The 26,943-nt window shown below is 52.5% G+C and carries 20 protein-coding genes; 12 read left to right on the forward strand and 8 right to left on the reverse strand.

Annotated elements, in window-relative coordinates; all coding sequences use genetic code 11:
* Positions 1–130: 130 nt before the first annotated feature.
* Both ACMAY6_RS08995 and ACMAY6_RS09000 read left to right on the forward strand, forming a co-directional pair.
* Positions 131–1,588: an amidase family protein gene (locus tag ACMAY6_RS08995; RefSeq protein WP_435211125.1), complete on the forward strand. Its 1,458-nt coding sequence runs from the start codon at positions 131–133 to the stop codon at positions 1,586–1,588.
* A 291-nt stretch (positions 1,589–1,879) separates the two neighbouring features.
* Entirely contained in the window at positions 1,880–4,192 is a 2,313-nt protein-coding gene (locus tag ACMAY6_RS09000) for a TonB-dependent receptor (RefSeq protein WP_435211127.1), read from the forward strand.
* Positions 4,193–4,338: 146 nt separating this feature from the next.
* On the opposite strand, the gene ACMAY6_RS09005 is transcribed toward ACMAY6_RS09000, so the two are convergent.
* The 3 genes from ACMAY6_RS09005 to paaK all read right to left on the reverse strand — a co-directional run bounded on the left by ACMAY6_RS09005 (position 4,339) and on the right by paaK (position 10,783).
* Positions 4,339–6,888: a penicillin acylase family protein gene (locus tag ACMAY6_RS09005; RefSeq protein WP_435215978.1), complete on the reverse strand. Its 2,550-nt coding sequence runs from the start codon at positions 6,886–6,888 to the stop codon at positions 4,339–4,341.
* Positions 6,889–6,970: 82 nt separating this feature from the next.
* The gene (locus tag ACMAY6_RS09010; RefSeq protein WP_435211129.1) at positions 6,971–9,271 is read right to left on the reverse strand and encodes a TonB-dependent receptor; all 2,301 of its coding nucleotides are present in this window, start codon (positions 9,269–9,271) and stop codon (positions 6,971–6,973) included.
* 222 nt (positions 9,272–9,493) lie between these two features.
* On the reverse strand, positions 9,494–10,783 hold the full coding sequence (gene paaK / locus ACMAY6_RS09015; protein ID WP_435211131.1) for a phenylacetate--CoA ligase PaaK: 1,290 nt from the start codon (positions 10,781–10,783) through the stop codon (positions 9,494–9,496).
* Positions 10,784–10,901: 118 nt separating this feature from the next.
* Here paaK and paaX point away from each other — a divergent pair, with 118 nt between their 5' ends.
* A complete protein-coding gene (gene paaX, locus ACMAY6_RS09020) occupies positions 10,902–11,834 on the forward strand; it encodes a phenylacetic acid degradation operon negative regulatory protein PaaX (protein ID WP_435211133.1) in 933 nt (310 codons plus the stop codon).
* A gap of 83 nt (positions 11,835–11,917) precedes the next feature.
* Here paaX and ACMAY6_RS09025 read toward each other — a convergent pair whose 3' ends face one another.
* Both ACMAY6_RS09025 and ACMAY6_RS09030 read right to left on the reverse strand, forming a co-directional pair.
* On the reverse strand, positions 11,918–12,829 hold the full coding sequence (locus tag ACMAY6_RS09025; protein ID WP_435211135.1) for a fumarylacetoacetate hydrolase family protein: 912 nt from the start codon (positions 12,827–12,829) through the stop codon (positions 11,918–11,920).
* A gap of 2 nt (positions 12,830–12,831) precedes the next feature.
* On the reverse strand, positions 12,832–13,926 hold the full coding sequence (locus ACMAY6_RS09030) for a Rieske 2Fe-2S domain-containing protein (RefSeq protein ID WP_435211137.1): 1,095 nt from the start codon (positions 13,924–13,926) through the stop codon (positions 12,832–12,834).
* A 186-nt stretch (positions 13,927–14,112) separates the two neighbouring features.
* Between ACMAY6_RS09030 and hpaE the strand changes: the two genes are divergently transcribed.
* The 9 genes from hpaE to fghA all read left to right on the forward strand — a co-directional run bounded on the left by hpaE (position 14,113) and on the right by fghA (position 23,246).
* Positions 14,113–15,645, forward strand: a complete 1,533-nt coding sequence (gene hpaE, locus ACMAY6_RS09035; protein WP_435211139.1) for a 5-carboxymethyl-2-hydroxymuconate semialdehyde dehydrogenase — start codon at positions 14,113–14,115, stop codon at positions 15,643–15,645.
* A 12-nt stretch (positions 15,646–15,657) separates the two neighbouring features.
* Positions 15,658–16,509, forward strand: a complete 852-nt coding sequence (hpaD, locus tag ACMAY6_RS09040; RefSeq protein ID WP_435211141.1) for a 3,4-dihydroxyphenylacetate 2,3-dioxygenase — start codon at positions 15,658–15,660, stop codon at positions 16,507–16,509.
* 22 nt (positions 16,510–16,531) lie between these two features.
* The gene (locus ACMAY6_RS09045) at positions 16,532–16,897 is read left to right on the forward strand and encodes a 5-carboxymethyl-2-hydroxymuconate isomerase (RefSeq protein WP_435211142.1); all 366 of its coding nucleotides are present in this window, start codon (positions 16,532–16,534) and stop codon (positions 16,895–16,897) included.
* An 8-nt stretch (positions 16,898–16,905) separates the two neighbouring features.
* On the forward strand, positions 16,906–17,709 hold the full coding sequence (gene hpaH / locus ACMAY6_RS09050; protein WP_435211144.1) for a 2-oxo-hept-4-ene-1,7-dioate hydratase: 804 nt from the start codon (positions 16,906–16,908) through the stop codon (positions 17,707–17,709).
* Positions 17,710–17,719: 10 nt separating this feature from the next.
* Positions 17,720–18,484, forward strand: a complete 765-nt coding sequence (locus ACMAY6_RS09055) for an aldolase/citrate lyase family protein (RefSeq protein ID WP_435211145.1) — start codon at positions 17,720–17,722, stop codon at positions 18,482–18,484.
* A gap of 100 nt (positions 18,485–18,584) precedes the next feature.
* Positions 18,585–19,706: an acyl-CoA dehydrogenase family protein gene (locus ACMAY6_RS09060; protein WP_435211147.1), complete on the forward strand. Its 1,122-nt coding sequence runs from the start codon at positions 18,585–18,587 to the stop codon at positions 19,704–19,706.
* Positions 19,707–19,725: 19 nt separating this feature from the next.
* Positions 19,726–20,934 (forward strand): acyl-CoA dehydrogenase family protein, encoded by a 1,209-nt coding sequence (locus ACMAY6_RS09065; RefSeq protein WP_435211149.1) that lies wholly within the window; start codon positions 19,726–19,728, stop codon positions 20,932–20,934.
* A 360-nt stretch (positions 20,935–21,294) separates the two neighbouring features.
* The gene (locus tag ACMAY6_RS09070) at positions 21,295–22,401 is read left to right on the forward strand and encodes an S-(hydroxymethyl)glutathione dehydrogenase/class III alcohol dehydrogenase (protein ID WP_435211151.1); all 1,107 of its coding nucleotides are present in this window, start codon (positions 21,295–21,297) and stop codon (positions 22,399–22,401) included.
* Positions 22,402–22,403: 2 nt separating this feature from the next.
* Positions 22,404–23,246, forward strand: a complete 843-nt coding sequence (fghA, locus tag ACMAY6_RS09075) for an S-formylglutathione hydrolase (RefSeq protein ID WP_435211153.1) — start codon at positions 22,404–22,406, stop codon at positions 23,244–23,246.
* A gap of 5 nt (positions 23,247–23,251) precedes the next feature.
* On the opposite strand, the gene ACMAY6_RS09080 is transcribed toward fghA, so the two are convergent.
* The 3 genes from ACMAY6_RS09080 to ACMAY6_RS09090 form a co-directional block, all read right to left on the reverse strand.
* Positions 23,252–24,691, reverse strand: a complete 1,440-nt coding sequence (locus ACMAY6_RS09080; RefSeq protein WP_435211155.1) for a S41 family peptidase — start codon at positions 24,689–24,691, stop codon at positions 23,252–23,254.
* A gap of 164 nt (positions 24,692–24,855) precedes the next feature.
* Complete coding sequence (locus ACMAY6_RS09085) at positions 24,856–26,316, reverse strand: NADH:flavin oxidoreductase (protein ID WP_435211157.1); 1,461 nt, start codon at positions 26,314–26,316, stop codon at positions 24,856–24,858.
* Between the two features lie 5 nt (positions 26,317–26,321).
* Positions 26,322–26,816 carry a MarR family winged helix-turn-helix transcriptional regulator gene (locus tag ACMAY6_RS09090; protein WP_435211159.1) on the reverse strand — a complete coding sequence of 165 codons (495 nt, stop codon included), beginning with the start codon at positions 26,814–26,816 and terminating at the stop codon, positions 26,322–26,324.
* Between the last annotated feature and the right edge of the window lie 127 nt (positions 26,817–26,943).

Here is a 26,943-nt window from a genome sequence, read left to right on the forward strand (position 1 = left end):
CGTTAGCGAAACCATATGATACATAAAAATAACATTTTGTGCAGGTTGTGTAATATTTTATCTGGTATGTTGAGGAGGTAAGCTAGAGGTCAGCATTAGAAATTTGCGTACATTGAAGGAGATCGGGAGTATGGGCATAAATTTTTTAGCGCGGTCACAGCATCCGAGCAGATCCTACCCGCTAATAGCGAGTCTCAGCCTCACACTCGTGACAACCCTCAGCGGGTGCAACGAGGCGCAAGATGCACCGTCAGGCATAGTGTCGAACGAAAACGGGAAGAACGCGCAGGTCACCTTTCATCAACCCCCCGACGGCTCCGAAAACACCAGCCCCAATCGGGCTTTCATTACCGAAGCCGAGTTACCTCCCCTCGCTGAGGGCCCGCTGCAGGGTATGCGGCTGAGTATCAAAGACAATATACACGTCGCTGGGCTACCAAATACGGCAGGAACACCCGCGTTTGACGATCTGATCCCCACTGAAGATGCGGAAATCGTACTTCGACTCAGAAAATCTGGCGCAGTAATCGCCGGAAAAAACAACTTACATGAGCTGGCTTACGGCATCACTAGCGCCAACGCCGCCTATGGAATTGTGCAGAATGCGACCGACCCAAACCTTATTGCCGGCGGAAGCAGCGGGGGCACTGCAGTTGCCGTGGCACTCGGGTTAGTTGATGCGGGCATAGGAACCGATACTGGAGGCTCGGTACGCATCCCAGCCGCACTCAATGGCGTGGTCGGTTTTCGCCCCACAACAGGGCGCTACCCCAACTCAGGGATGACACTGATATCAACAACCCGCGATACCGCTGGCCCAATCACCAAAACAGTCACTGACGCAGCGACTCTTGACCTGATTCTCGCTGGCGAACCTGCGGCAGTTCTGCCGGAGCGACCACCCAGTGCAATTCGCCTCGGCGTACCCACAGCCTTTTTCTATGAGGGTTTGAGCCCCCACGTAAGTGCAGCCATGGAAATATCCCTAGGGGCGCTTAAGTCTGCTGGCGTACATTTGGTTGATGTAAATATCCCAGACATTGAGGCGTTAAACGCTGCGGTAGGCTTTCCCGTGGTGCTTTTTGAAACCAACGAGCTACTGCGCTCATACCTTCGGGCATATCGCCCCGATCTTAGTGTCGAAGCATTTCTCGCCAGCATCGCCAGTTCAGATGTAAAGGCTGTTGTTAGCGATGCTTTGGCCGGAGTCATTGATGGCGTGACTTATCAAGCAGCCGTAACTGAACACCGAGAAGCGCTGCAAGCTGCCTACCAAAACTACTTTGAACAACACGATATCGATGCGATGGTCTTTCCAACCACACCCGTTGAAGCATTGCCCATCGAAAAAAACCTGGAAATGGTAGAGATAAATGGCGTGGCAACGCCAACCTTCCCAACCTACATCCGCAATACCGACCCGGGCTCAAATGCCGGAGTACCCGGCGTGAGTTTACCGGCATTGATCAATCCTCCCGGCCCGCCTGTCGGCCTAGAACTCGACGGACCCGCCGGCAGCGATCGAGAACTTTTAGCTATCGCCAATACCATCGAAGAAATCTTCTCTGAGCAGCGCAACCAGCCCTGACGGCGCAAAACCAACAAATACCCGCCCCACAAGAAACCCGGCCTCTGGGAACCTAAGCCACTGACGAAGTAGCGAACCACGCCGAGACCTCTAAAACAAAGGGAATAAAGTGATACGGGAAATATTTTATTTTTTAGATTTTTGTCACGCACATTGACCGCAATGACAAAAATTTACTTTCCTCAGCTAGCCACAGAAGGCATTATCTGGTCGGTAACTGCCCAAATACAGAACAAAATCAGGACGAGCAATGTTCCGAACCCCCAATCCTGTTACTCACTGGAGCGACTCATGAAAATAACATTCCCCAAACTGTTCTCAAAAACTCCGCTCGCACTAGCTTGCGCTGCGGCGTGCTTTTCAAACGCGCCCTATGCTCAAGAATCTGGGCAACTAGAAGAAGTCATTGTTACGGCTACAAAGCGAACACAATCATTACAAGAAGTCGGGATGTCGATTACGGTGCTGTCCGAGCAATCAATTGAAGAAATGGGCATAGACAGCTACCTCGATTTTGCAGTCCGCATTCCAAACCTAGGCACAGCCTTTCAGTCTGACGGCCGCTTTGATTCCAACTCTCCTTCACTACGCGGCGTATTTGGCAGCGGTGACAAATCATCCTCAGCTACCACCGGCATCTATATTGACGATGTTCCCGTTACCGCTGCTCTTCAGCCACGAGTCATTGATCTAGAACGCATCGAGGTTCTTCGAGGCCCGCAAGGTTCTCTTTATGGTGCTCGCTCTATGGGCGGCACCATTCGCCTGATAACACAACAGCCCAGCCTAGATGAGAGCTCAGGATCAATCCACACCTCGGTATCTTCTGTTGCTGATGGCGGTGAGAATTATGCTTTTGACGGCAATATCAACATACCCCTCGTTAAAGATAAGCTTGGACTGCGCATTGCGGGTTACTACGGCTCGGTTTCTGGTATCTACGATCGAGTCTACGAGCCCAATTGGCTGAACTACCAGACAGGAGAGATTACTCAAGGTACCACCCCTGCGTTCGACACCAATGAGGACGTAGACGACGAAGATTATTATGGCGCTCAAATTGCCATGAAATGGATGCCCACCGACAACCTGTCCATCACCCCAAAGTTCATGTATCAAAAAATCAAAGCTGACGGCCTCCCCTTTGCCGATGTCAATTCAGAGAATATGGAAACAAGACGTTTCTTTGACGCTGACGAGCCGGGTGAAGACGAGTGGTGGATAGCAAGCGTTGTCGTTAATTGGTCACTCAGGGCTGGAGATGTGACATCTACAACTGCTTTTTATGAGCGTGACACCTCCGAGTTTGAAGAAGAGCACACCTTCCTCGATTTCATATATGGTGCCGCCGTGGGTATTCCCATCACTCCATTAGAGTCAGTACTTGAAACCACCTCAGAATATGAAAATTTCACGCATGAAACGCGCTACAGCAGTAATTTGGATGGCCGCTTAAACTATACCGTGGGCTTTTTCTACGGCGATAGCGAAGGTATTCGAGGCTACCCGCCAGCCTTACAGCTAGGCGCCAATGCTGCCCTTGACAATGCCCTCGGTATACCAGCGCCCGGATCAGCAGGAATTGTCCCCGGAGACCTTATCTTCATTACCAGTCAACCCGAGCAAGTTGATGAACTTGCCCTATTTGGTGAGGTGACTTTCGATCTAACAGATCGCATTGCGCTCACGGCAGGGGGTCGCTGGTATGACACTGAAGTTACCTTTGAGGCAGCCTCCGATGGGTTCGCCAATGGAGGCCCCAGTTCCTTCTCGGGCAAGCAAAGCGAAAGCGGCTTCAATCCAAAAGTCATGGCGTCTTTTGATGCGACTGATGATGTGAATTTTTATGCCACAGCATCAAAGGGGTTCAGAATTGGTGGCGTGAACGGGCAAATTTCTCCAACACTGTGCGGCGATGAACTTGACCGAGTAGGTCTCGACCCAGATGCCCTGAGAACCTACGACTCAGATAGCCTTTGGAGCTATGAGGTGGGTATTAAATCGCGACTTGCCGATAACCGTGTCTCACTCAATGCCGCAGCATTTTTTATTGATTGGAGTGACTCTTTGCAAGTACAACGGCTAGCTTGTGGTTTCCAGGTCGACGCCAACGTGGGTGATGTCGAGAGCAAAGGCTTTGAAGTTGAGCTCTCTGCGGCACCTATAGAGGGTCTGACACTTGATATGGGGATTGGCTATACCGATACCGAAGTCGCGAGCGCCTCAGGTGATGGCTTTCCAGGTTATGCCGAAGGTCAGGCACTGCACGGCGTTCCTGACTGGACCGGCACTGGCTCCGCCCAGTACATATTCCCCGCCTTCAGCGCCTGGGATGCACGACTGCGGGCCGACGCGAACTATTACGGCGAGAGCACCAGCTTTAACAACGGCTCGATTGTCGACCGAGACAGTTGGTCTGCTCTGAACCTGCGCGCAGGCGTACTGAATGAAAACTGGGATGTCACCCTGTTTGCTGACAATGTTACCGACGAGCGGGCTAACCTTGCGGACAACCGCTCAATTGCCGCCGAGATGCCCGGGCGGCCACGCATAGTCACTAATAGACCACGCACGATAGGTCTCGAAGCGCGCTATCGTTTCTAAATGGTCACTAAAGCTAGTAATAGGCGCCCCTAGGGGCGCTTTTTTTTGCATGAGGCTTACCCTCAAAGACGTCTCGATTGCCTCGCCCTTTAAAAACAGGTTCCACCTCTCTCTGTTTAGCCAGTACAAAACCCGAAATAGATCCGCTAATGTGGGTGCATCACCCGAAGCTCGCGCACCGTTTTGGCTGCAGCTTCCACCGCCTTACGCTGAAAAGGTAACGGCTTATACGCGAAGTCGGAATACAACTTGAGCTGATCGCTTCGATGGGGACCGGGCTCACCTGATGCCATCCAATGTCCACCCTGCCCTGGAGGAATGACATCCCGGCCTTCTATGCCCGTGCCCGTAGCCACAAAAACGTTATTTTCACTGCCTCTGTTCTGATAGCCTGAAAGGGAGACTACGTTGGCGGGGTCAGCTTGCGGCACTCCGCGGAAATTGACGGGTCGCCATATCATCGGCGCCGCTTTTAGGCGCCACTTGTTTGGATTAGCACCTTGATCATTGAGTAGCTCGGCAATAGCCTCTCTAAAACTTAGAACCAAGATGTTTTCCAGAGGAGCGCCATTAAGCAGATCGTAGGGTGGCACCTCGCCACTCTCTCCAATCTCAAGCCAGTGCACCAGCGCACGAATCGCTACTGATGTCCCTAGAGAAGCCCCTAAAGGATTGTTGGGATAATTAGTCGCCGCAAACCGAAAGTACTCATTCTCCCCAACATCATCAAGAAAGACCTGCGCCTGAAGCAAACGAACAAAAGCCTCCATGAGAGCGTTGGCCGCTCCATAAAGACCGCTGTTATCAACACGCCAGCTCTTATCCCAGTCGAACAACATCCTCACTGCATCTTGCTCTACCGGGCTCAACCTCTGCTGAGCCAACGCTTGGCGTAATCTGGGTAGCAGGTAGCGATGGTTCACGTCTTCAAAGGCACTGCGAGTATTAATGGCCACTAAATCGGCAACACTTCCGCCATTTAATGCCTCAAGTTCATCGATCAAAATATGCACACGATCTGCCGGAGACCATGTGTACGACCAGAGGTCTGAACTGATCCAATCTGCCGAGGGCCGGTTGTTCCAGTTGACGATATAGCCTTGCTTAGGATCTAGAATCCTCGGGTTTTCTGCGTAGGGCCGCATCCCCTGCCAGTCCATGCTTCCATCCCCCGGTGCTGGGAGCCTGGGATCATGCCCGGCTGCGCGCCTCGGATATTTGCCGCTGTGAACGTAACCGAGACGCCCCGATTTATCGAGGGTATACATATTGATATTCGTCGTTTTTCCTTCAATACGCTTATCAGCATCCTCCAAGGTCTGATCGGTAGCCAACCAGACCCAAGTCATTAGATCGCCTACCCCACGACCTTCCCATGCCCGCGCCCGTGCCCAGGCAAGCCCCTCTTCTGGATTATGAGCCAGCACCATGCCATGAACCGAACGCCGTGCGGTAACGGTGACAGTCTCTGCACCCGCAACCTTTATCACCTCAGGCCATGATTCGAAGGTTCTCCAAGCACCATTGTGCCGGTATTGCTCGGCATTATCAGGGTTCAAAACCAGCCAGAATTCATCGGTCTGATCCGATATACCCGCGGTACTGCCCCAGGCAATGGCGTTATTGTGCGCAAAAAGTAGCGCAGGTAATGCCAGTAGAGTATTCCCAACCACGTCAAAGTCGCCGCCATGAAGCCCTATGCCATAAACATAGCTTGGCAATGCAAAACCAAACTGGGGCCCATTGAGCAACGCTCCGGGAGCATCTGACAAACCCGACATAGCCCAGTAGTTACTGGCCGGCGAAAAATCAGCATGACTGCCATAGCCCGATGATGCGATCTGTTGACGATGGCGAGCCAGCCCCTCAGTCGTTCGACTGAGCCCGGCAAACTTGCCAACATCGTCGTAAACGATTCGATTAACAACGGCTGGCTCAACCTGTTCGTCGAGATATTCAGGCCTAGGGGCTAGTGGCAGCTCGTCGGGCTTACTCCGAGGCACCGTCGTAGGCGACCCATGATCACGCAGCCATTTTATCGAATTGAATAAACCCCAAGCCTTAACGGTCCCATGCCGTTTCTCCATGGCTTGGAGAAATTCCAGATTATCCCGCTCACTATTAAAATCTGCATAGCGATGGGCTATTGACCCGACAAAAATAGCTGCAACGTCATAAGCCGTCCAGCGAGATGGTTTAAAACCATAGTCGTAAAACGGCTTGGGTAACGGCTTTCCGGGCTTGGCTCGCAATTCGTCGAGCCGGGCGTTGAAGCCAGCCGCATAGCCTTCGAGAATTTCCCTATCCCGATCGTCCAATGCAGCTACCTGAGCCCGCACAATAGGGTGGTTATATTCCGTGCGTAACTTGACGTCCAAATCCAAAAATTTGGAACCCAGCACCTCCGCGACACGACCCTCCGCCGTGCGCTTGAGCATTTCCATTTGAAACAAGCGATCAGCGGCAACGGCATAACCATAGCCGTAAAAGACACCATAATTAGTCTCGGCGAAAACCTGAGGCGTACCGTAGCTATCACGGTAAATGGTGACCGCCTCCCCCGGCATCGCATTTAACGGCGATACCCCCTGATCCTCCTGGGGTACAGCGTCAAGCGCCGATGCTGGCCCCTCAGGTTCACAGGCCAGTAAACAAACGACAGCCAATAAGCTACACAACCAGTTTCGATGCATCATCACAGTGTCACTGACTCCTAGGACAGGAATTTTTGCAAAAAAAAGGGCTGTTTTACCAGCCCTCAAATATGCTCAAAATCAACTAGAGCTCATAGGAGACCGACACACCGTATAAGGCAGGCGCTCCCCACACACCAATAACACCGGGTCCAATGGTATAGCTGTGGGATACCCATTCCTCATCGGTGAGGTTCTTACCCCAAAGCGCCACCTGCCAGTTACCACTGGCGGATGTCCATGAGACCCGAGCATCAAGCAGGTCGAAGGCGTCGATCACCGTCTTCTGGTTGATGTAATCGTTGATTTGCTCATCGGTGTGGTAGTAGTCGGCACGCAGACTAATCATACTACCGCCGGCTAGTGGAAAATCGACCACCCCACCAAGAGAGTACTTATTCTCAGGTGCCTGACGCAGGTCGTCAGAGTTGCCGGGAATAGCCGTTGGGTCGATGCCGTTAATCGTGAAATCATCAACCGCAGTGTCCAAGTAGGCGTAGGTAGCGAAGAGCCGAAAGTTCTCGGAGGGCGCCCAGGTAATTTCGGCCTCCACTCCAGCGATTTCAGCCTCACCCACGTTCTCGGTGCTGAACTGACCAAAATCGGGGTTGTCTGCCGTAGGACCAAATCGCACGATCTGCAGGTCGGTATAATCCATGTAGAAAGCCGCTGCGTTTACGCGCAGGGTCCGATCGAGAAAGTCACCCTTGAGTCCAACCTCGTAGTTAATGACATTCTCCGGATCAATAGAACGGGACGCCTGCTCGGGGGTTCCCGCACCGCCGCCAAAGCCACCGCTTTTAAATCCCCAAGACGCTGTGCCATAGACCATGAGGTCGTCGTTAACATTGTAGGTCAGTGTGAACTTGGGCGAGACGTCGCTCCAATCGTCTTTGGCACTGACTGTAAATGTTTCAGGTATCACAGATAGGCTGCCGCCAACGCCGGCACAGTACTGGGGGAAATTAGCTTGGCCGGCAGCGTTTCCGCAGTTAACACCTGTAGTCGTTGTGTCCTTTTCGTCGTAGGTATAGCGCAGTCCAAAGGTCAGCGTCATGGCGTCGGTTAGATCATAGTCGCCCTGAAAATAGGCGGCATAGGATGTGGTCGTATTAACCTGCCGAGACACTTCATTACCGATATCGGAGGCGCCGGCCCACTGCTGTGTTGCAGGATCTACAAACACGCCTCCACCAACAGCCCCGGGAATTAAGAGTCTGTATTGCTCTGTTCGCTCGGAGTCCTCATCGAGGTAATACAAGCCGGCAACGTAGTTAAATTTGCCATCAAGATTCGAGGTCCAGCGGAACTCCTGGGTGAAGGTATCGATGTCTTGGGTGATGTCATCAATGATTTCTACGGGAATACCTACCCCGACCGAGGCCATTCCCCAATCAGTCTCGGCATTCCTGAACCCCGTAATAGAGGTCAAAGTGCCGCTGCCGAATTCAATATCGCCCTGAAGACTGACGCCAGACGCCTCACGCTCAGAGCCGCCGCCCTCTGCCTTAGTTCCCGCTGGCGCTGCAACCTTGCGAAAGCCGCCTCCCCAGGCCTTCCAGGTATCAACCGTGGGCCCGCCGTTGCCGAAAACCGGGAAGCGACCCATGTCCTCGCGTTCATCCTCCATGTAATCCGCCGACAAGAGCCAATCCATGTTGTCCGTTTCCCAACGCAACTGGCCACGATAGGACGTTACGTCTTCGTCCTGCTGATCAATGCCCATGACTATATTGTCAACATAGCCGTCGTGCTCACGGTGGTTGTATACGAGCTTGGCCGACAGGTTCTCAGTGAGACCACCTGAAACAAGGCCCTGATAACGCAGTGTGCCCTCGTTCCCCGCCGACACCTCAGCACGGATATTAGTTTCCTGAGATGGCTTGAGGGTGGTTACGTTAATGACGCCACCCACAGCGTTTCGACCAAACAAAGTGCCCTGTGGTCCGCGCAGAACTTCGATGCGCTCCACATCGAACATTTCTTGACTGATCGACGCAATAGAACCCACGTACATGCCATCGAGGAACATCACGACAGAGTTGTCCATGCTGGGGCCGTCATCCGCCGAACTCACACCGCGCATAGAGATAATGGCCTGCCCCGGAGCAAACTCTGCGTAAGCCATGCCTGGCACCCTGAAGGCTAATTCCGTGGGGCCAAATATTTGCGCGTCGTTGAGCTCGTCACCACTGATGGCCGTTACGGCAACACCAATATCTTGCAGATTCTCCTCACGATACGTGGAGGTAACAATGACCTCCTCAAGTTGCCCTCCCTGTGCATATACTGGAGCACTGCCCAAGGTGAAGGCCGTGGTTGCGGCGCCGCCGGCAAACAGTGCCGCGCGACAAGCTAGATTCATTGGCGTTTGTCGAAGTCTCATTGCGTTTCTCCTCAAAGTTTTATTTTTTTAGTCTTATATCCCTACAGCTTGATTTGTCCGTTAGTACCGAGTTCTTACTGTCTGTGCATCTAGCTCTTCGTCTGGTCCTCATCACCGAATTATGACAACACGCTGCTATGGCGCTACGGTTGTATTTACAGCGTGCTTTATCTCGTAGCGGTAGGCGCGTTACCCCCGCATTTCTCCGCGCTGATCCTTCTCTCAACGACGGTCCACCACGCGTTTTGCCTTACCCTCAGATCGAGGAATTCCTCCCTCGTCACACAAAAGGGTTCCACAGCTAATACCAATAAGTGCCTTTATCTGCGCCTCTAATTCCCCGGCCTGAGCCGTCGCAGTCTCTTTGTTAGCCCCAGCGGCAAGCTCGATACGAAGCATCACCGCATCCATATTTCCCGCTTTTGACAACTCAATTTGATAATGTGGCGCGAGAGCGGGGAATCTGAGTATTAGCTCTTCAATCTGAGACGGAAACACATTGACCCCACGAACAATCATCATATCGTCGGAGCGCCCCGTTATTTTCATCATGCGACGCATCACACATTCGCTACCGGGCAGTAGCCGTGTCAGGTCTCGGGTTCGATAACGGATGACTGGAAACGCCTCCTTGGTAAGGCTGGTAAAGACCAGCTCCCCTTCCTGGCCATCCTCAAGAACCTCACCGGTGTCAGGATCAATAATTTCGGGCAAGAAATGATCCTCCCATATTGTGGGACCATCTTTACTGTCTACGAACTCCTGGGCGACGCCTGGCCCCATCACCTCGGAGAGGCCGTAAATATCGGTCGCATCGATGCCGCAACGCGTTTCGATCGCCTGTCGCATAGCGTTGGTCCAGGGCTCGGCACCAAAGATCCCAAGGCGCAATTTCAGCTCTCGAGGATCGACCCCTTGGCGGTCTAGCTCATCAGCGATGTTAAGCATGTATGACGGCGTCACCATGATGATGTCAGATTGAAAATCCCGCAGCAGCTGCACCTGCTTTTCTGTTTGACCACCTGACATGGGAATGACCGTGCAACCCAACTTCTCTGCGCCGTAATGAGCCCCTAAGCCCCCAGTGAAAAGCCCATAGCCGTAAGCCACCTGAACCCGATCACCGGCGCGCCCACCCGCCGCCTCAATAGAGCGCGCAACACAGGTCGCCCAATGATCAATATCATCCTTGGTATATCCAACGACGGTGGGCTTTCCTGTAGTGCCACTCGACGCATGAATTCTTGTCACTTGGTCCATGGGCACACTGAACAAGCCAAAAGGATAGTGCGCGCGCAAATCTTGCTTGGTAGTGAATGGAAATTTTTTTAGGTCCTGCAGATTGTTTAAATCATCAGGATGAACACCTGCTTCTTCAAACTTTTCCCGATAAGGTAGGGAATGATTAAACACGTGGTGTAGTGTTTCTTTCAAGCGGGCAACCTGCAGTGCCTCCAAATTGTCTTTGGAGAGCTGCTTCACATCGTTCAAGGAGGTAAGAGGTTTCAACACTGCCAGTTTTGCCCTAATCGATTGTTATACTTTAAGCTTAAAGTAATACAAACACGAACGGTATTGCAACATTTTTGTATCGCATTCAGTTCAGCACAGCTCCTAGTGAGGTAATAACTTGAGTATCGCCAGACAATTACAACCCATTATCAATGCCTTTCGAGACAGACAGCCAATGCGGGCAAAATCTCTCATCATTACGCTGTTTGGTGACGTCATATCTCAGCATGGTGGAGAGATCTGGCTGGGCAGCATCGCGGAGTCGGTAGAGGCTTTAGGGGTTAATGATCGCCTGGTTCGAACTTCAGTTTTCAGACTCGTCAAAGAAGGTTGGCTGGAAGTGGAGCGCGAAGGTCGCAAGAGTTTCTATGGATTTACCCGAAGTGGCGGCAAAGAGTATCAACGCGCGGCACAGCGTATTTACAGTGCTGGCGGGGACAGTTGGCGTGGCGGTTGGCAACTGCTCATACCCACCCATTTACCCGAACACCTGCGCGACGATTTTAGGCGCAGCCTAACTTGGCTTGGCTTTCGCCCCATCAGTAATGGTACCTTCGCGCGCCCGGGCGGGGATGAGGAATCCATACGCGACCTACTGGACGAGTTTGACCTAAACAGCGGCGTAGTGGTCATGGCGGCAAAAACAACGGCGCTAACCACGGCCAAAGAGTGGCGTGCCATCGTCAGCGAGCATTGGCAACTGAATCATCTTGAGGAAGACTATCGGCAACTGATTGGATTGTTCAGACCCTTAAAAAAAGCCCTCGATAAAGGCAAGTTAGCAACACCTGTTGAAGCCTTTCAGGCCCGACTGCTACTCATACACGAATACCGCCGCATTCTCCTCAGAGATACGCCGCTTCCCAATGACCTTCTCCCAAACCGCTGGCAGGGCACCGTCGCGCGACAGCTTGCACAGGCCTTGTATCGAGATCTCGCAGCGCCCTCTACCCACTACATCCAAACCGATTTGGTGAATCGACAAGGTCGGTTACCAGAATCAGAGCATTATTTTTATGAGCGCTTTGGCGGCATCGCTAAAGTGTCCTAGCCACTGAGACTGTTTTTTTGACGGCTACGACCAGTGGGGGTTGTTAGGCTCCAGTGATTTTCCTTTCCTAGGGTTAAGGCCGTTTAATCCTGCCGATTACTGCGCAGCTGTAACGTCATATCCCCCTCAGCCGTCGGATCGTCTAACACTGTATTGGAGAGTGTTCCAATCGATGGGCAGGTAACTTCTACGACATCACCCGGCGCCAGATACTTGGGGGGATCAAAGCGAGCACCCGCACCATTTGGTGTGCCTGTTGAGATCATATCTCCCGGCTGCAGCGTGTAAAAAATTGATAGGTAGCTAATGAGATAATCAAAAGGAAACATAAGATTAGCCGTTGTGTCCTGCTGTCTTAACTCTCCGTTGACCCGAGTTTCTAGGAAAAGCTCAGCGTGATTTCCCACATCATTAGCGTCTACCAACCAAGGCCCAATCGCCCCGGAGCAGGGAAAGTTTTTGCCTTGAGTCACATTGAACTTGGCATGACGCACCCAGTCACGAATCGTACCTTCATTCATCAGGGTGTAACCCGCCACATGCTCCATGGCCTTTTCTTGGGGTATGCGATGCCCGGATTTACCGATCACCATCACGATCTCACCCTCGTAATCGAGCTGGGGGCTCTCGGGGGGACGCCACAGGTTTTGCCCACTCCCCGTAAAGGACTCTTGCCCTCTCATAAATAGGCTAGGCCACTCGGGATCAGGCGTCTTATCTTTGTACTCGGCATTCCGATTAGCGTAGTTAACCCCAATACAAATGATTTTAGGCCCACACACTACAGGTGGCAGCAACACCACATCGGACACCGCTACATCCGGCGAATGCTTTTCAACCAAATCCGCGAGGGACGCCATACATTGGCCACGCGTCAGTCGTTCTAAAACTGACCCACCATGACGCGCCCCTAAATCGACAATGCCGACGCCGTCAGTCGTCACACCCCACGAAATTTTTTCTCCCACTCGAAAACTTACCGCTCGAATCGTCATTTTTATATCACCGAATTTTTAATCGTTACCGCAGGTACCGGAAAGGTCTTCCTTTCCTCTGCGATGCGCTCAAACCAAACTCGCCTAAAATGCGCCAACGCATTGTCGCTCGCTAAACCACGGGGCTGAAAATCACCATGAGCTTCGAGGAGCTGCTGCTGAGCCTCAATAATAACTTTGTCCTCATAAAAGCCATCGAACATTGCCGCTTTAAGCGTTTCCCCCGCCTCGTTGTCACCCTTACGAAAGTTCCGTAGGTACTCCCAGAAAAAATGCGAGGAGCTTCTTGTCTCCGGGGTCATATATTGGCAGTTGCGGAACTCCAATAACTTGGGCTGTTGCGCCTCTTGATCCCAACCCTCGGGTCCAAATTGAGTGTCCATGAGAAAAATACCGGGGGTGTACATACGGACAAAGTTTCTGCGGTCCACAACCATATCAGCAGGCCAAGGCGTAATCTTCTGCAAATATGGCGGCTGCTCACTGCCCCGGTGCCAGCGCTCAAATTCAAAACCGTTATCGAGTTTGTCCACGTGCTGAGCCGACTCTGTGGCGTAGTCTTCCGATCCCCCAAGGGTCGAGGTGTGCACGAAAGCCAAATGCGAAAAGTCGGCAAGGTTATCAACGATGAGCATCCAATTCGCGTCGTAGTGCAGATAGCAACGATTGGGAAGCCCGCACCACTCGGGATCCTCCAAAGGCTCAAAGTGTGGAATATCCTCCGAATTGGCCTTATCGGGTTCTCCCATCCAGATCCAAAGCATTCCCCCTCGATCAACCAACGGGTAACTGTGTACTCGGTGGTTACTGCTGATTTTTGCCTGCCCGGGGATTTCAACACACTGACCCGAAGGGTCGTATTTCATCCCGTGATACATACACCGCAAACAATCGCCCTCGATACGGCCCATCGATAGCGGCGCAGATCGGTGACAGCAGCGGTTATCCAAGGCCACATAGACACTTGATGCGTTCTTGTAGATGACAATGGGTTTCTCCAGCAATGTTCGGGAAAAGGGTTTGCCATCCTCGATTTCACTCGTCCAGGCTGCCGCATACCAGCAGTTGTATAAAAACCATTCTTCAGCTTCGCGCATTCGCCCCTCCCCTATGGTGCTATTCAACAACCAACTAGCTCGCCTCAATGCTCATAAAGCTTGAGGCCATGAAAAAAGAACCGGACTGTGAGCAACCAATATGCTCGTCTATATTGTTGGCCCGCCGCATAAAGGGTAACATGTTACCCAATATGGCGCACTTTGTGCCAGTGCTGGGAGATCACGATGCCACCTACCACCGTTTTTGTCGACAACGAAGCCCGAGCAACCCGCTACTTATCACGCTTTAAAAAAAGCGTGACGGGCCACTTTATTGACGGCGAGTGGGTAGCAACACAAGGCCAACAGACCTTTACCAATTTAGACCCAGCCACCAATAAATCCTTAGGAGAAATTGTCGCTGGCACAGAATCTGACATGGATCGCGCCTGCGAAGCTGCGGCGAACGCCTTCCAAGACTGGTCCGCCATGCCAGGAGCCAGCAGAAAGAAAATCCTGCATCATTTTGCGGATTTAATCGAAAGCAGGGCCGATGAAATTGCTCTTGTTGAATCTTCCGATTGTGGCCAAGCGATTCGATTTATGAAACAGGCCGCCATTCGGGGGGCCGCGAACTTTCGCTTTTTTGCCGATAAAGCCACCGAAGCGAGAAACGGACAATCACTGCTTCAGGCTGATCACACCAACTTCACACTACGCAGCCCGATAGGCCCAGTGGGCATCATAACGCCATGGAATACCCCGTTCATGCTGGCTACTTGGAAAATTGCACCGGCACTCGCCGCAGGGTGTACCGTTGTGCATAAACCCGCGGAATTGAGCCCACTGTCAGCACATTTACTGGCGGAGATTAGTGCGGAGGCCGGTATTCCTGCCGGAGTGTGGAATACAGTGCAGGGATACGGAGAAACGGTAGGGCGCAGGCTTTGTGAGCATCCCGCTATTAAAGCGATAGCACTCGTTGGTGAAACCCGAACAGGCAGCCAAATTTTGCGCCAAGGCGCCGACACGATCAAACGGGTGCACCTTGAACTTGGGGGGAAAAACCCTGTCATTGTTTTTGACGATGCCGATTACGACAGGGCGTTGGATGCTGTCATTTTTATGATCTACAGTCTCAATGGCCAGCGCTGCACCTCAAGCTCTAGACTGTACATTCACAACGGTATTCGTGAGCGATTTTTGCAAGATGTACGAAAGCGCGTTGAAGCTTTGGTCGTCGGTCCACCCTTAGACCCTGCAACCGAGGTAGGGCCTCTCATTCATGAAGGGCATCTCAAAAAAGTCATGCACTACCTGAGCGCAGCAGTTGAAGACGGCGCTACCGTTGCAGCGGGCGGAAATCGACGCGATGACTTGGGAGCGGGCAACTATGTGTCCCCCACCCTATTCATTGACGCCGATAATAAAATGCGCGTTGCAAGAGAGGAGATTTTTGGACCTGTGCTCACCGCCATCGGCTTTGATACTGAAGAAGAGGTGATCGCCCTTGCTAACGATACAGACTTTGGACTTGCAGGTTATATCTGGACCAAGGACACGGGGCGAGCGATGCGTTTGGCACAGCGCATTGAAGCTGGGATGCTCTGGGTCAACTCAGAAAATAATCGGAACCTCCCCTCGCCTTTTGGCGGGATGAAGATGAGCGGGATGGGGCGCGATGGCGGCGACTATAGTTTTGATTTCTATATGGAAACCAAAAATGTTTGTATTGCTCACGACACCCACAGCATTCCCGTATTGGGACAGCGAACTTAAGGAATCAGGTCTATGGGAAGCATCGTATTCGCCGCAAAAATAACCCATGTTCCGTCCATGTACCTGTCAGAAATGGATGGTCCCCACAAAGGTTGTCGTGACGCTGCCATTGCAGGCCATCATGAAATCTCGAGACGCTGCCGTGAATTGGATGTGGATACCCTTGTCATATTCGACACGCACTGGCTGGTTAATTCGGGCTACCACATCAACAATGCCCCGCACTTTCAGGGCGTGTATACCAGCAATGAACTCCCTCACTTTATTAAAAATATGCCCTACGACTACGAGGGAAACACGGCTTTAGGAGAAATCATCGCCGAAGGCTGTAGCCAAGCTGGGGTCAACACCCGAGCCCATAGCGATACAACATTAGCTTTAGAATATGGCACCCTCGTGCCTATGCGCTACATGAACGAGGACCGCCACTTCAAAGTTGTTTCTATTTCGGCCATGTGTCAGGTCCATGACCTAGAGGAAAGTGGACGGCTCGGTGCTGCAGTTAGAGCCAGCGTGGAGCAGCACTACAACGGCAAGGTCGCCTTACTAGCATCTGGCTCACTGTCCCATCGCTTTGCGCAAAACGGTGTCTCTGAGCACTTCCTTCACCGGGTATGGTCACCAATGATGGAACAAATGGATCGAACGGTGGTTCGAATGTGGGAGCAGGGTAACTGGCAGGAGTTTGTCGCCATGCTCCCAGAGTACGCCGACAAATGCCATGGTGAAGGATTTATGCACGACACCGCCATGTTACTTGGCGCACTGGGCTGGGATAATTACGAGGGCGAAGTCGAAGTGCTGACGCCCTACTTCGGCAGTTCAGGAACAGGGCAAATCAATGCCGTGTTCCCAATCCAGTAAATCCAAATCGAGCGCCGCTAACATGCCACACTTCATCGTTGAGTTTTCAAACAACCTACCCGAAAACGCTCTTGATATACCCACGTTACTAGAAACCCTGACAACAACCGCAGTGAATACTGGCCTTTTCCCAGAAGCGGGCATCCGAGCAAGAGCTTACCGCGCCGATTACCAGCATGTTGGGGCAGGTGACGCCGCCAATGGCTTTGTGCACGTTACGATGAATGTTGGTCAAGGCCGTAGCGAGCAGGACCGCGCAAAAGCGGGAGAGCGGATTTTTGAAGCGCTGAAGACTCACATGGCGCCGCTGTTACAGACACAAAAAATAGCGCTGTCCTTTGAAATGCGGGAAATCAACTCCGTGAAGTTCAACTTCAAAAACACCTGAGGACACCCATGCTAGATTCTATCGCTATAGAAAACGCAGCCGCTGCACTTTTTGAAGCCGAGCAAACAGGACAACAAATCAAACCTCTGACACTCGCCTACCCTGATATGACCATGGATGATGCCTACGCAGTACAGCGGGCTTGGGTGGATCGCAAAGTCGCAGCTGGCGATCGAGTAACGGGTTACAAAATTGGCTTAACATCGCGAGCCATGCAAAACGCCATGAACATCACGACACCTGACTTTGGGGTGCTACTGGAGAGCATGTATTTTGCTAACAACAGTACAGTGGTTGCTGCAAACTTCTGTGATCCAAGAATCGAAGTCGAACTCGCCTTCGTCATGAAAAAATCGCTATTTGGCAATGACGTCACCATTGAACAAGTGCTTGATGCTACCGACTATGTCGTGCCCTCTCTCGAGCTGATCGCCGCACGTAGTTTTCGCACCGACCCTGAATCGGGATACACCCGAAAGGTGTTCGATACCATTGCCGACAACGCAGCCAACGCCGGGTATATTGTTGGAGACAAGCGATTTGCGCCTGAAGACATTGACCTCCGCTGGTCCGGAGCCATTCTCTATGTAAACGGCGAAGTTGAAGAAACCGGGCTCGCTGCCGGAGTGCAGGACCACCCGGCAAAGGGCATTTGCTGGGTTTGTAAGCGTTTTGCCGCTCACGGCGTGGGATTAGAACCGGGGCAATTAGTACTCAGCGGATCATTCACGCGACCGGTAGTGGCAAAAGCTGGCGACAAAATGACCTGTGATTACGGGCCGCTAGGGACTATTGACGTAACCTTTACCTAGGAATGAGATCATGAACCTGCCACGCAACTTGTTTTTGGAGCGACTCAAAAAAGGCCGAACTCTATGGGGCTGTTGGCTGGGTTTACCCGACCCCAATGTGGCTGAAATTGCTGCCAATGCAGGTTTTGATTGGTTACTCATAGACCACGAACATGCTCCCTTTGAGCTCAGTGATGTCATGGCGCACCTGCGCGCAATGGCACCCTACCCCGTAGCACCGATAGTCCGCCCCGTTAATGGTGACCCCGCTCTCCTCAAAAAATTTCTGGAGATGGGTGCGCAAACTTTCATCGTTCCTATGATTGACACGCCGGAGCAGGCACAAGCTTGTGTCGATGCCGTCTACTATCCACCAACGGGACACCGAGGTGTAGGGACCGCTCTAGCGCGCGCCTCGCATTGGAACCAAGTGCCCGATTACCTGCACAACGCCAATGGCGAAATTTGTCTCATCGTGCAGGCTGAAACCGTCACCGCGCTGGAGAACCTAGATGCAATTTTAGCGGTGGAAAATGTACACGGGGTCTTCATTGGCCCTTCTGACCTTGCAGCCTCTCTGGGGAAGATCGGTCAAGGCAACGATCCAGAGCTTATGGCCCGCTGTATAGAAGCCATCAAAATCATCAAAGCCGCCGGTAAGGTTGCTGGCATCCTGACGGCCCACGAAGAGTTAATACAACAAAGTGCCGAAGCTGGCGCCGATTTCATCGGGATAGGCGTTGATACCCTACTTTTGGGGGAGGCTCTGAGACAGCGAGCTGCTAGTCGGCTCTAATTTTTTTGTCTCTATACGTTGTTGTCACCCCCTATAAGCGGCTATAAACACGATCAGTCCTTTCCTTCATCTTTTGGTGTTTTAACCAAACGAGGTACGCATGAACTTTGAGTTCTCAGAAGAACAACTAATGCTGCGTGAGCAGGCCCGAGGCTTTTTGTCGCAGCACTGCCCTCCTACCCGAGTTCGCGAGGTCTTTGATGGCGAGCAAGATTATGACGCGACGCTGTGGAGTAGCATCGCTGAAATGGGCTGGACGGCTACCGCTATACCTGAAGCTTACGGAGGTTTGGGGCTGGGATACTACGAACTGGCTATTATCGCTGAAGAATTGGGCCGTGCGGTTGCACCAGTCCCATTTTCATCGTCAGTTTACCTAGCCACCGAGGCCCTCATTGCCTTCGGAAATGAATCTCAAAAGGAACGCTGGTTGCCCGGCCTCGCGTCGGGTGAGTGTATAGCCACGCTGGCACACGCAGAAGGCGCAGGGCAAACCACTGCAAAATCGCTCACAACTTCGCTGTCGGATGGCACCCTCACCGGTGGAAAAAAACCCGTCGCCGACGGAACAAGTGCAAATATCGCCATAGTCACAGCAGCCGCTGGAGATGGCTCGGTGACCTTGTGCCTTGTTGAACTTGATCAGGACAACGTGGATCGCGGCCCCATTCAGACCTTAGACTTTAGTCGTGGCCACGCTACCCTGACTTTCAATAACGCCACTGCAGAAGCCTTGGGCGACGGCACTATTGCATGGTCGGCCTTTGAGGCGCTACTTGATCGCGCTGCCGTACTCATGGCTTGGGAGCAGCTGGGGCTTGCTGACAAAGCCCTAGAACAGGCCTGTGACTATGCACAACAGCGCTATGCCTTTGGCCGTGCCATCGGCTCGTTTCAAGCGATCAAACACAAACTCGCGGGCATGTACGTTAAAAATGCCCTGGCACGCAGCAACGCGTATCACGGCGCGTGGGCCTTAGCGAGCAACAGCGACACCCTACCCCTCGCAGCATCGACTGCCCGGGTGGCCTCCATACAAGCATCATTAAACGCAGCACAAGAAAACATTCAGACCCATGGCGGCATGGGCTTTACCTGGGAATTTGACTGCCAGTTTTATTATCGGCGGGCTAAGTTATTGAGTCTTGCGATCGGCTCTGAACGGCACTGGCAAGACCGCCTCGTCACCGCCCTCGAACAACAAAAACCTGCAGCCGCCTAAGGTCACGGAGATCAATCCTATGGATTTTAAAGATACGCCAGAAGAAGCCATTTTCCGCAGCGAAGCTGCAGCATGGATGGCCGAGAACCAGCTCACCGCCGAAGACAAGCAAGGGTTAAGTCGACTCGACGTTGCAAAGCTTTGGCAAAAGCGCAAATACGACGGTGGTTGGGCTTGTATCGGCTGGGATAAAAAATACGGCGGGCGTGGAGCATCCGCAATTGAGCGGGTTATCTGGGATCAAGAAGAGAACAAATATGATGTGCCCTCCCGTTTTTTTGTGATTGGTCAGGGCATGATCGCACCCACCATCATGGCCTGGAGCACCCAAGAATACTGCGACCAATTTCTTCCTAAGTTGGCGAGTGGCGAAGAGATCTGGTGCCAGTTATTTTCTGAACCCGCCAGTGGCTCAGATCTGGCTGCGCTCCGAACAAAGGCAGAAAAAGATGGCGACGAGTGGGTCATAAACGGCCAAAAAATATGGACCTCAGGGGCGCACTATTCCGACTATGGCATGATTGTCACCCGAACCGACCCTACCGTGGCCAAGCACAAAGGCCTCACTGCGTTCTTGGTCGACATGAAGGCTGCAGGTGTCGAAACCAAGCCAATCAAACAGCTCACCGGTGATGCAGATTTCAACGAGGTTTACTTCACCGACGTCCGTATACCCGACAGCTACCGCCTCGGTGAGGTGGGACAAGGTTGGCAAGTTGCGTTGACCACTCTCATGAACGAGCGCCTTGCTATTGGTGGTGGCGGTGCTGGCGCTGACGTACCGCTGGCAATGAAAATTGCGCAGACGGTCTCTATTAATGACCGCCCGGCAATTGAGGATAGTGCTGTGCGTGCAAAAATTGCCAATTTTCATGTGCAAGAAGCCGGGCTTAAGTACAACGGCTATCGCGCCCTCAGTGCACTCTCTAGGGGCGAATTACCCGGCCCAGAGAACTCTATCGGCAAATTAGTGGGGGCACCAAAATTACAGGATATCGCCTCGTTTTGTATGGATCTGCTCGAAGAACATGGTGCGCTTTGGGGGGATGACCTCGACTTCATGGCGGGCGCTGCACAACGGTCTTACATGGGCGCTCCCGGACTCCGGATTGCCGGGGGTACCGATGAAATTATGACCAATATCATTGCCGAGCGCGTGCTGGGACTGCCACAAGACCCACGGGCAGATAAAGGCATTCCGTTTAATGAGGTGCCCACAGGTAATTGAACCTAAAGGGGCTAAATCATAAATACCGCCGGGTAGGCCGACGCAGCCCTGCGGGGCTTTAAGTAGCCTTAATTCGCAGATGAATGCGAGCAAATTTCCGCCCTTTTATCGCGCAAAGGGCGCGTTCAATTGTTCCCGTCAAAACCAAGTGAGAGTCTCCAAGGGAGTCGGCATAGCGCTTCGCTGAGAGCTGTGGTCAAGGGCTTTAAAGGCCCGACACTCCCTCGACGGTAGGTTCACAATCACCGATTCAAGCAGGCAGAGTAGCCACACTAAAAAACTCAATTTTAGGCCTTATCGGGACTGGAGAATTAAGCTGAAATGTTCGACACTGGCGGCATCTTTTAGGGAGAAGACATCATGAAAACACGCGCCGCTGTGGCCTTTGGAGCCGGCAAGCCTCTGGAAATTGTTGATGTGGACTTGCAGGGTCCTCAACCCGGTGAAGTCATGGTAGAGATCATGGCAACCGGTGTTTGTCATACCGACGCGTTCACGCTATCAGGAGACGATCCCGAAGGTGCTTTCCCCGCGATCTTAGGGCATGAAGGTGCTGGGGTTGTTGTCGAGGTGGGCGCTGGTGTGACTAGCGTAAAACCCGGAGATCATGTGATTCCGCTTTACACACCTGAATGCCGCGAATGCAACTTCTGCCTGCATCCAAAAACAAATCTTTGCCAAGCTATTCGAGAAACCCAAGGTCAGGGGGTCATGCCCGACAAGACCAGCCGCTTTTCCCTCGATGGCGAACCCTTACTCCACTACATGGGCTGCTCAACGTTCTCTAACTTTACGGTCCTACCCGAAATTGCAGTTGCCAAAGTGCGAGAGGATGCCCCCTTCGACAAGATTTGCTACATCGGCTGCGGTGTCACCACGGGTATTGGTGCGGTTGCGTTCACGATGAATGTTGAAGCCGGATCGACGGTTGCAGTCTTTGGTTTGGGTGGTATCGGCCTCAACGTAATCCAGGGCGCACGTCTCGTAGGTGCCACTCGAATTATTGGTGTCGACTTGAATAACGACAGAATCGAAATGGCAAAGAAATTTGGCATGACCGACTTCGTCAACCCCAACGAAGTCGATAATGTGGTCGACCATTTGGTTCAGATGACCGGTGGTGGTGTTGACTACAGTTTCGAATGTATCGGCAACGTAAACGTCATGCGCCAAGCGCTAGAGTGCTGTCATAAAGGCTGGGGACAAAGCTGCATCATTGGCGTCGCCGGAGCCGGACAAGAGATTGCTACCCGGCCTTTTCAGCTTGTCACCGGACGCTCCTGGCGAGGCACGGCATTTGGCGGTGCCAGAGGCCGTACCGATGTACCCAAAATTGTTGACTGGTACATGGAAGGTAAGATTAATATTGACGATTTAATCACCCACAAAATGCCCCTCTCGGATATCAACAAAGCTTTCGATTTAATGCACAGCGGTGAAAGCATACGTTCTGTGGTGGTTTACTAGATATGGCTGAGGTTATTGACAGCCATCGCTGCTTTGGCGGCGAACAGCGTCGCTATCGTCATCATGCTGAAAGCCTCGGTTGCGATATGGTGTTTTCAGTATTCCTGCCTCCACAGGCCGCTGACGGGCCTGTTCCTGTTCTCTACTACCTTTCTGGTTTGACCTGCACCGACGAAAACTTCGTCGCAAAGGCCGGAGCCCAGCAATATGCGGCAGAGCATGGCATTGCCGTTGTGGCCCCCGACACCAGCCCCCGTGGTGACGATGTTCCCGATGACCCAGAGGGAAGCTGGGACTTTGGTTTAGGTGCCGGTTTTTATGTCAACGCCACTCAGGCCCCATGGAACACGCACTACCGAATGTATGACTACGTCGTGGACGAATTGCCCGCACTGGTCAATACGTTGCTGCCAGTCGATGGCCAACGCGCAGGTATCACAGGCCACTCTATGGGCGGCCACGGAGCTCTCACCATAGGCTTGCGGAATCCCTCACGCTTTCGATCAGTTTCAGCTTTTTCGCCCATTTGCTCACCGGCAAATTGCCCTTGGGGCCACAAGGCCCTAGGCAATTATCTCGGTGCCGACACCGCAGCTTGGCTAGAGCATGACGCCTGTCACCTGATCCAACAGACAGAAGAGCGGCTGCCTATTTTAATTGATCAAGGTGGTAACGATGGCTTTCTAGTTGAGCAGCTCAAGCCTGAATTACTGTTGAAGGCAGCCACAAACGCCGGATACCCCGTGACACTTAGGGTGCAAGCGGGTTATGACCACAGCTATTTTTTCGTGGCGAGTTTTATCGGTGAGCACTTAGCGTTTCACGCTGCGAACTTAAGTTCTTAGCAGATTCACTGCACCCAGGGCGACAGTCCAAAAGGAGCATCTGGAAGCTGGGTTAAGTGCCACTCTGACCTCGCAGACGCCTTCTCGTCCATTCTACGCGCGCGAGTAGAAGCACTGGATGTGGTGTTAGCGCTACAAAATCCATTATTTAGCCAACCCAAAGCCGCATTTAGCGACGCCTCATCCGGGTCTCCAAAATTACGGCTCAAATCATCTACGGCCGGACAAAGGGTGAACCCACCAGAGCTCACCAGGCCGTTGTAGTATTCGCCGTTGCCCTCACCATTAACTATTTGGAACGCGATGAGACGCAAACGGGTATCACAAGTACTCCACTTGGCTGACCAGCGATCTTGATCAAACGCGTACTGCCCTACAGCTTTACCCAGCGTATCCTCTCCAATCAAAACCACCTCAATATGGGGGGACAAACTATTAATGACCAACTCGCTGGCCGACGCAGTTCCGCCGGTTGTGATAAAAGCGATACGCAGTGGCTTCATACTGTCTGGAAATTCAGCGAAGTAGGCGCCGAAATCCTCATCGCTGTGCTTAGCGTTGTGTACGATACTCCAGCTATCCTGATTGGTAGCCACTAACCCTCCCAGCAAATCCAGCATGCGATCCGCGACACTAACCAATCCGCCTCCGTTGTAGCGCAAATCTATGACCAAGTCGGTAACACCCGCATCACGAAACAATCGCGTGGCATCACTAAGGGCCTCGTTAGCCGTTAAAATAAATGATCGGAGGTTCAGGTATCCCACCGGAGAGTTGCCGGGACGCTCCAACAATAATGGCTCTGTTGCCAGTGGGGGGGTGTCCAGCTCGCGTTTAGCCAATGTGACTTCGACAACAGATTGATCTTGTCGAATGCGAAAACTGCGCTCCAAGCCAGCTTCATTACCGCCGAATATTTCTGAAATCGTTGCCTGACGCTCGGAAAGCTCATCGATGGTTTCATAACCAGCGCCCATATCAATCGCTAGCACCTCATTACCACGCTGGAGTTTTGCGTCACCCGCAGGTCCACCCTGAAGTACGTCAGAGAATAGAAATCTGTTCTGAGAGTCGAATCCGTAGCTGAAGCCAAAACCCACGTAAGCACCGGTACTTCCCTGAGCGTCATCAGCGGCCTGATCAGTCAAATATGAAAAACCCGGATCCCTGCCGTCAGGCGCTAGCGGTGCCGTGAGAGCATCGAGGTACGCCTGTGCAGTGTCAAAATCTTCAGGGTCAACCTGAGCGAGTTCCTCGTACCACAGGTACCAAGACTCGGCGACGCTGGATACGAACTCTTTTTTGCCCGCCTCGCCGCAAGCATCAAAAGCAGGTCTTCGAGCCGCCTCGGTTCGCTCGGCAAGCACATTAAATAAATCGCCTGGAGCAGCCTCTGCGACTTGACCAATCGAAATCAAAAATAAAACGAAAAATAAACTTCTCATAATAAGTGCTGCTGCAAAGCGCCCATCCTTAGACCCAAGGCAGATTCTAAACCAAGTGACAGGACAGAACAGTAAGTTTTCTCAGGCTTGCTTTGGCGACATACCGCAATAGGCGCTGGCAACGAGGCCTTGAGAGATTGGTGTTTACTGAATGACGGTACCGACTACGCTGACTCGATCGACCATGGCGGCGCTACTAGCCTTCGTCTACCGTCTGTTGCCAAAATCGCACTGTCGTCGTCGAGCTTTTCACGATCCCATAGCTCACAAGTCACCTGTTTATGCTTTTGATCCAAGCCCTCACAGTAGTTGCTGTAACGGCACAACATGACGTCAGGTCCATAACCCGTCCGCACCTTCTCAAACCAATCTGGATCTGCAAGTGCCTGTCGAGCAAAGCCGACAATGTCGGCTTTTTCGTCAGCGAGCAGCGCTTCAGCCTGATCAAAACTATAAATTCCACCTGCGGTAACCACAGGCGTTGTATAGCCAGCTTCGCGTATCAAGGCACGAATTTTTGCTACCGGCTCTACGTTCCGCCCCCAAGGCCCCTGCTCATCCGATAAATACGCCGGCATGCACTCGTAACCGCTTTGGCCCGTGTACGGATATGCCGCCGCACCAACCCGCGGCTGTTTTGCATCATCAAACTTGCCACCACGGGACAGACTCAGAAAATCCATGCCTGCGGCTGCAAAAGCCTGTGCAAAAAAGCAGGCGTCATCAAGCCCACTCCCTTGATTTATAATTTCATCGCTGAGGAAGCGGCATCCCACCGTGTAGTCCGCTCCCACGCTTTCTCTAACGGCTTTGTAAACCTCCAGCGGTAAACGCATGCGCTCCGCTGCGCCCCCGCCATAGCCGTCTGCTCGAGTATTCGTAGCCGATAAAAATGAAGACATGGTATAGGCATGGGCGTAGTGCAATTCGACACCGTCAAAACCGGCGGTCTTTGCCCGTAGTGCAGCTGCAGCAAACAGCGGCGGTAATGTTTGAGGCAGACCAGCGACTGCGGGGTTTTCCATGTCGGTGACACGATCGCGAGCACCGAACTGCAGCGCATCCCACTCCCGAGCACTCAAAATACTTTCGAGGGTTTCGCTAGATAGCGACGCCAACGCCTGCCTAACATCAGCCTCTGGTGCGTCATTTAGAGCTAGCGCTTGGCGGTGCTCAGGGGTGATCACGAGAAACCGATCAAAATACTTTTCTGGGTCGGGGCGCTTTCGAATATTGAGGAAATCGATTAGCTGAATCAAAAGACGCGTTTGCCCCTCGCTCGCCTCCCTCACAGCATCAGCGAGTTTCTTCAACCCGTCGATGTAGCGATCGTCAGAAATACGTAGCAGTGGGCCGCTGGGGATGTCTCTAATACCCGTCGCCTCTACAACAATCGCGCCGGGCTTCCCCTGCGCGAAACGGGCGTACCAGTCAATGACGTCCTGAGTCACTTCTCCAGCTTCGTTAGATCGCCATGGCACCATTGCCGGTATCCAAGTGCGCTGCACTAACTTTACCGACCCGAGGTTTATTGGAGAAAACAACTGCGATGAGGCAGCTTCATCACGAGTCGGCCAGCGCGCTACAGTTGTTTGATATTTAATTCGCTGAGGGGGCTTCCACACTGTAGTTAATCCTCCAGTAGGGATACGCCACGCTTGAGCTGGCCGAGATGCTTCATAATCTGCTGATGCTCCGACTGAGACAGATCGCCCAGCATTTCCACCACCCAACCCTCGTGAGCTGCAGCCATATCCGCAAAGCGTCTGCGGCCTTTCTCGGTCAGCGTAACGCACAAAGTTCGGCGATTATCGGGGACGGGACTTCGATCAATGAAGCCCTCTCCTTCGAGTTGGTTGGCAATGCCCGAAACATTGCCGCCTGACACCATCATTCGCTGAGATAACTCTCCCATCGTTAATCCGTCGGGCGCTCGCTCCAGCTGAGCCATGAAATCAAAACGTGGCAGCGTGGTGGCAAATTCTTCCCGCAAACGCGCGCGCAGACGTTGCTCAATCATGTTCGTACAAGTCAGCAGTCGCAGCCACAGGCGAATGCTTTGGTGATCTTCGCTTTGTACACGTGACTCATGATTTAGTTCTGTAGCGGTCGCTTTGTGGTTCAAAACCTATCCTCACCTTGCTTGAAGAGCCCTAGTTCAGGGCCAAAACATAGCTGGCTCTGTCTCGACGATAATAACATTTTAAATATAAAACGTTTTGTCTATACTAGTCTAACATTTTAGATTTAAA

Source organism: Luminiphilus sp. nBUS_16, assembly GCF_051201645.1.
GTDB lineage: Bacteria > Pseudomonadota > Gammaproteobacteria > Pseudomonadales > Halieaceae > Luminiphilus.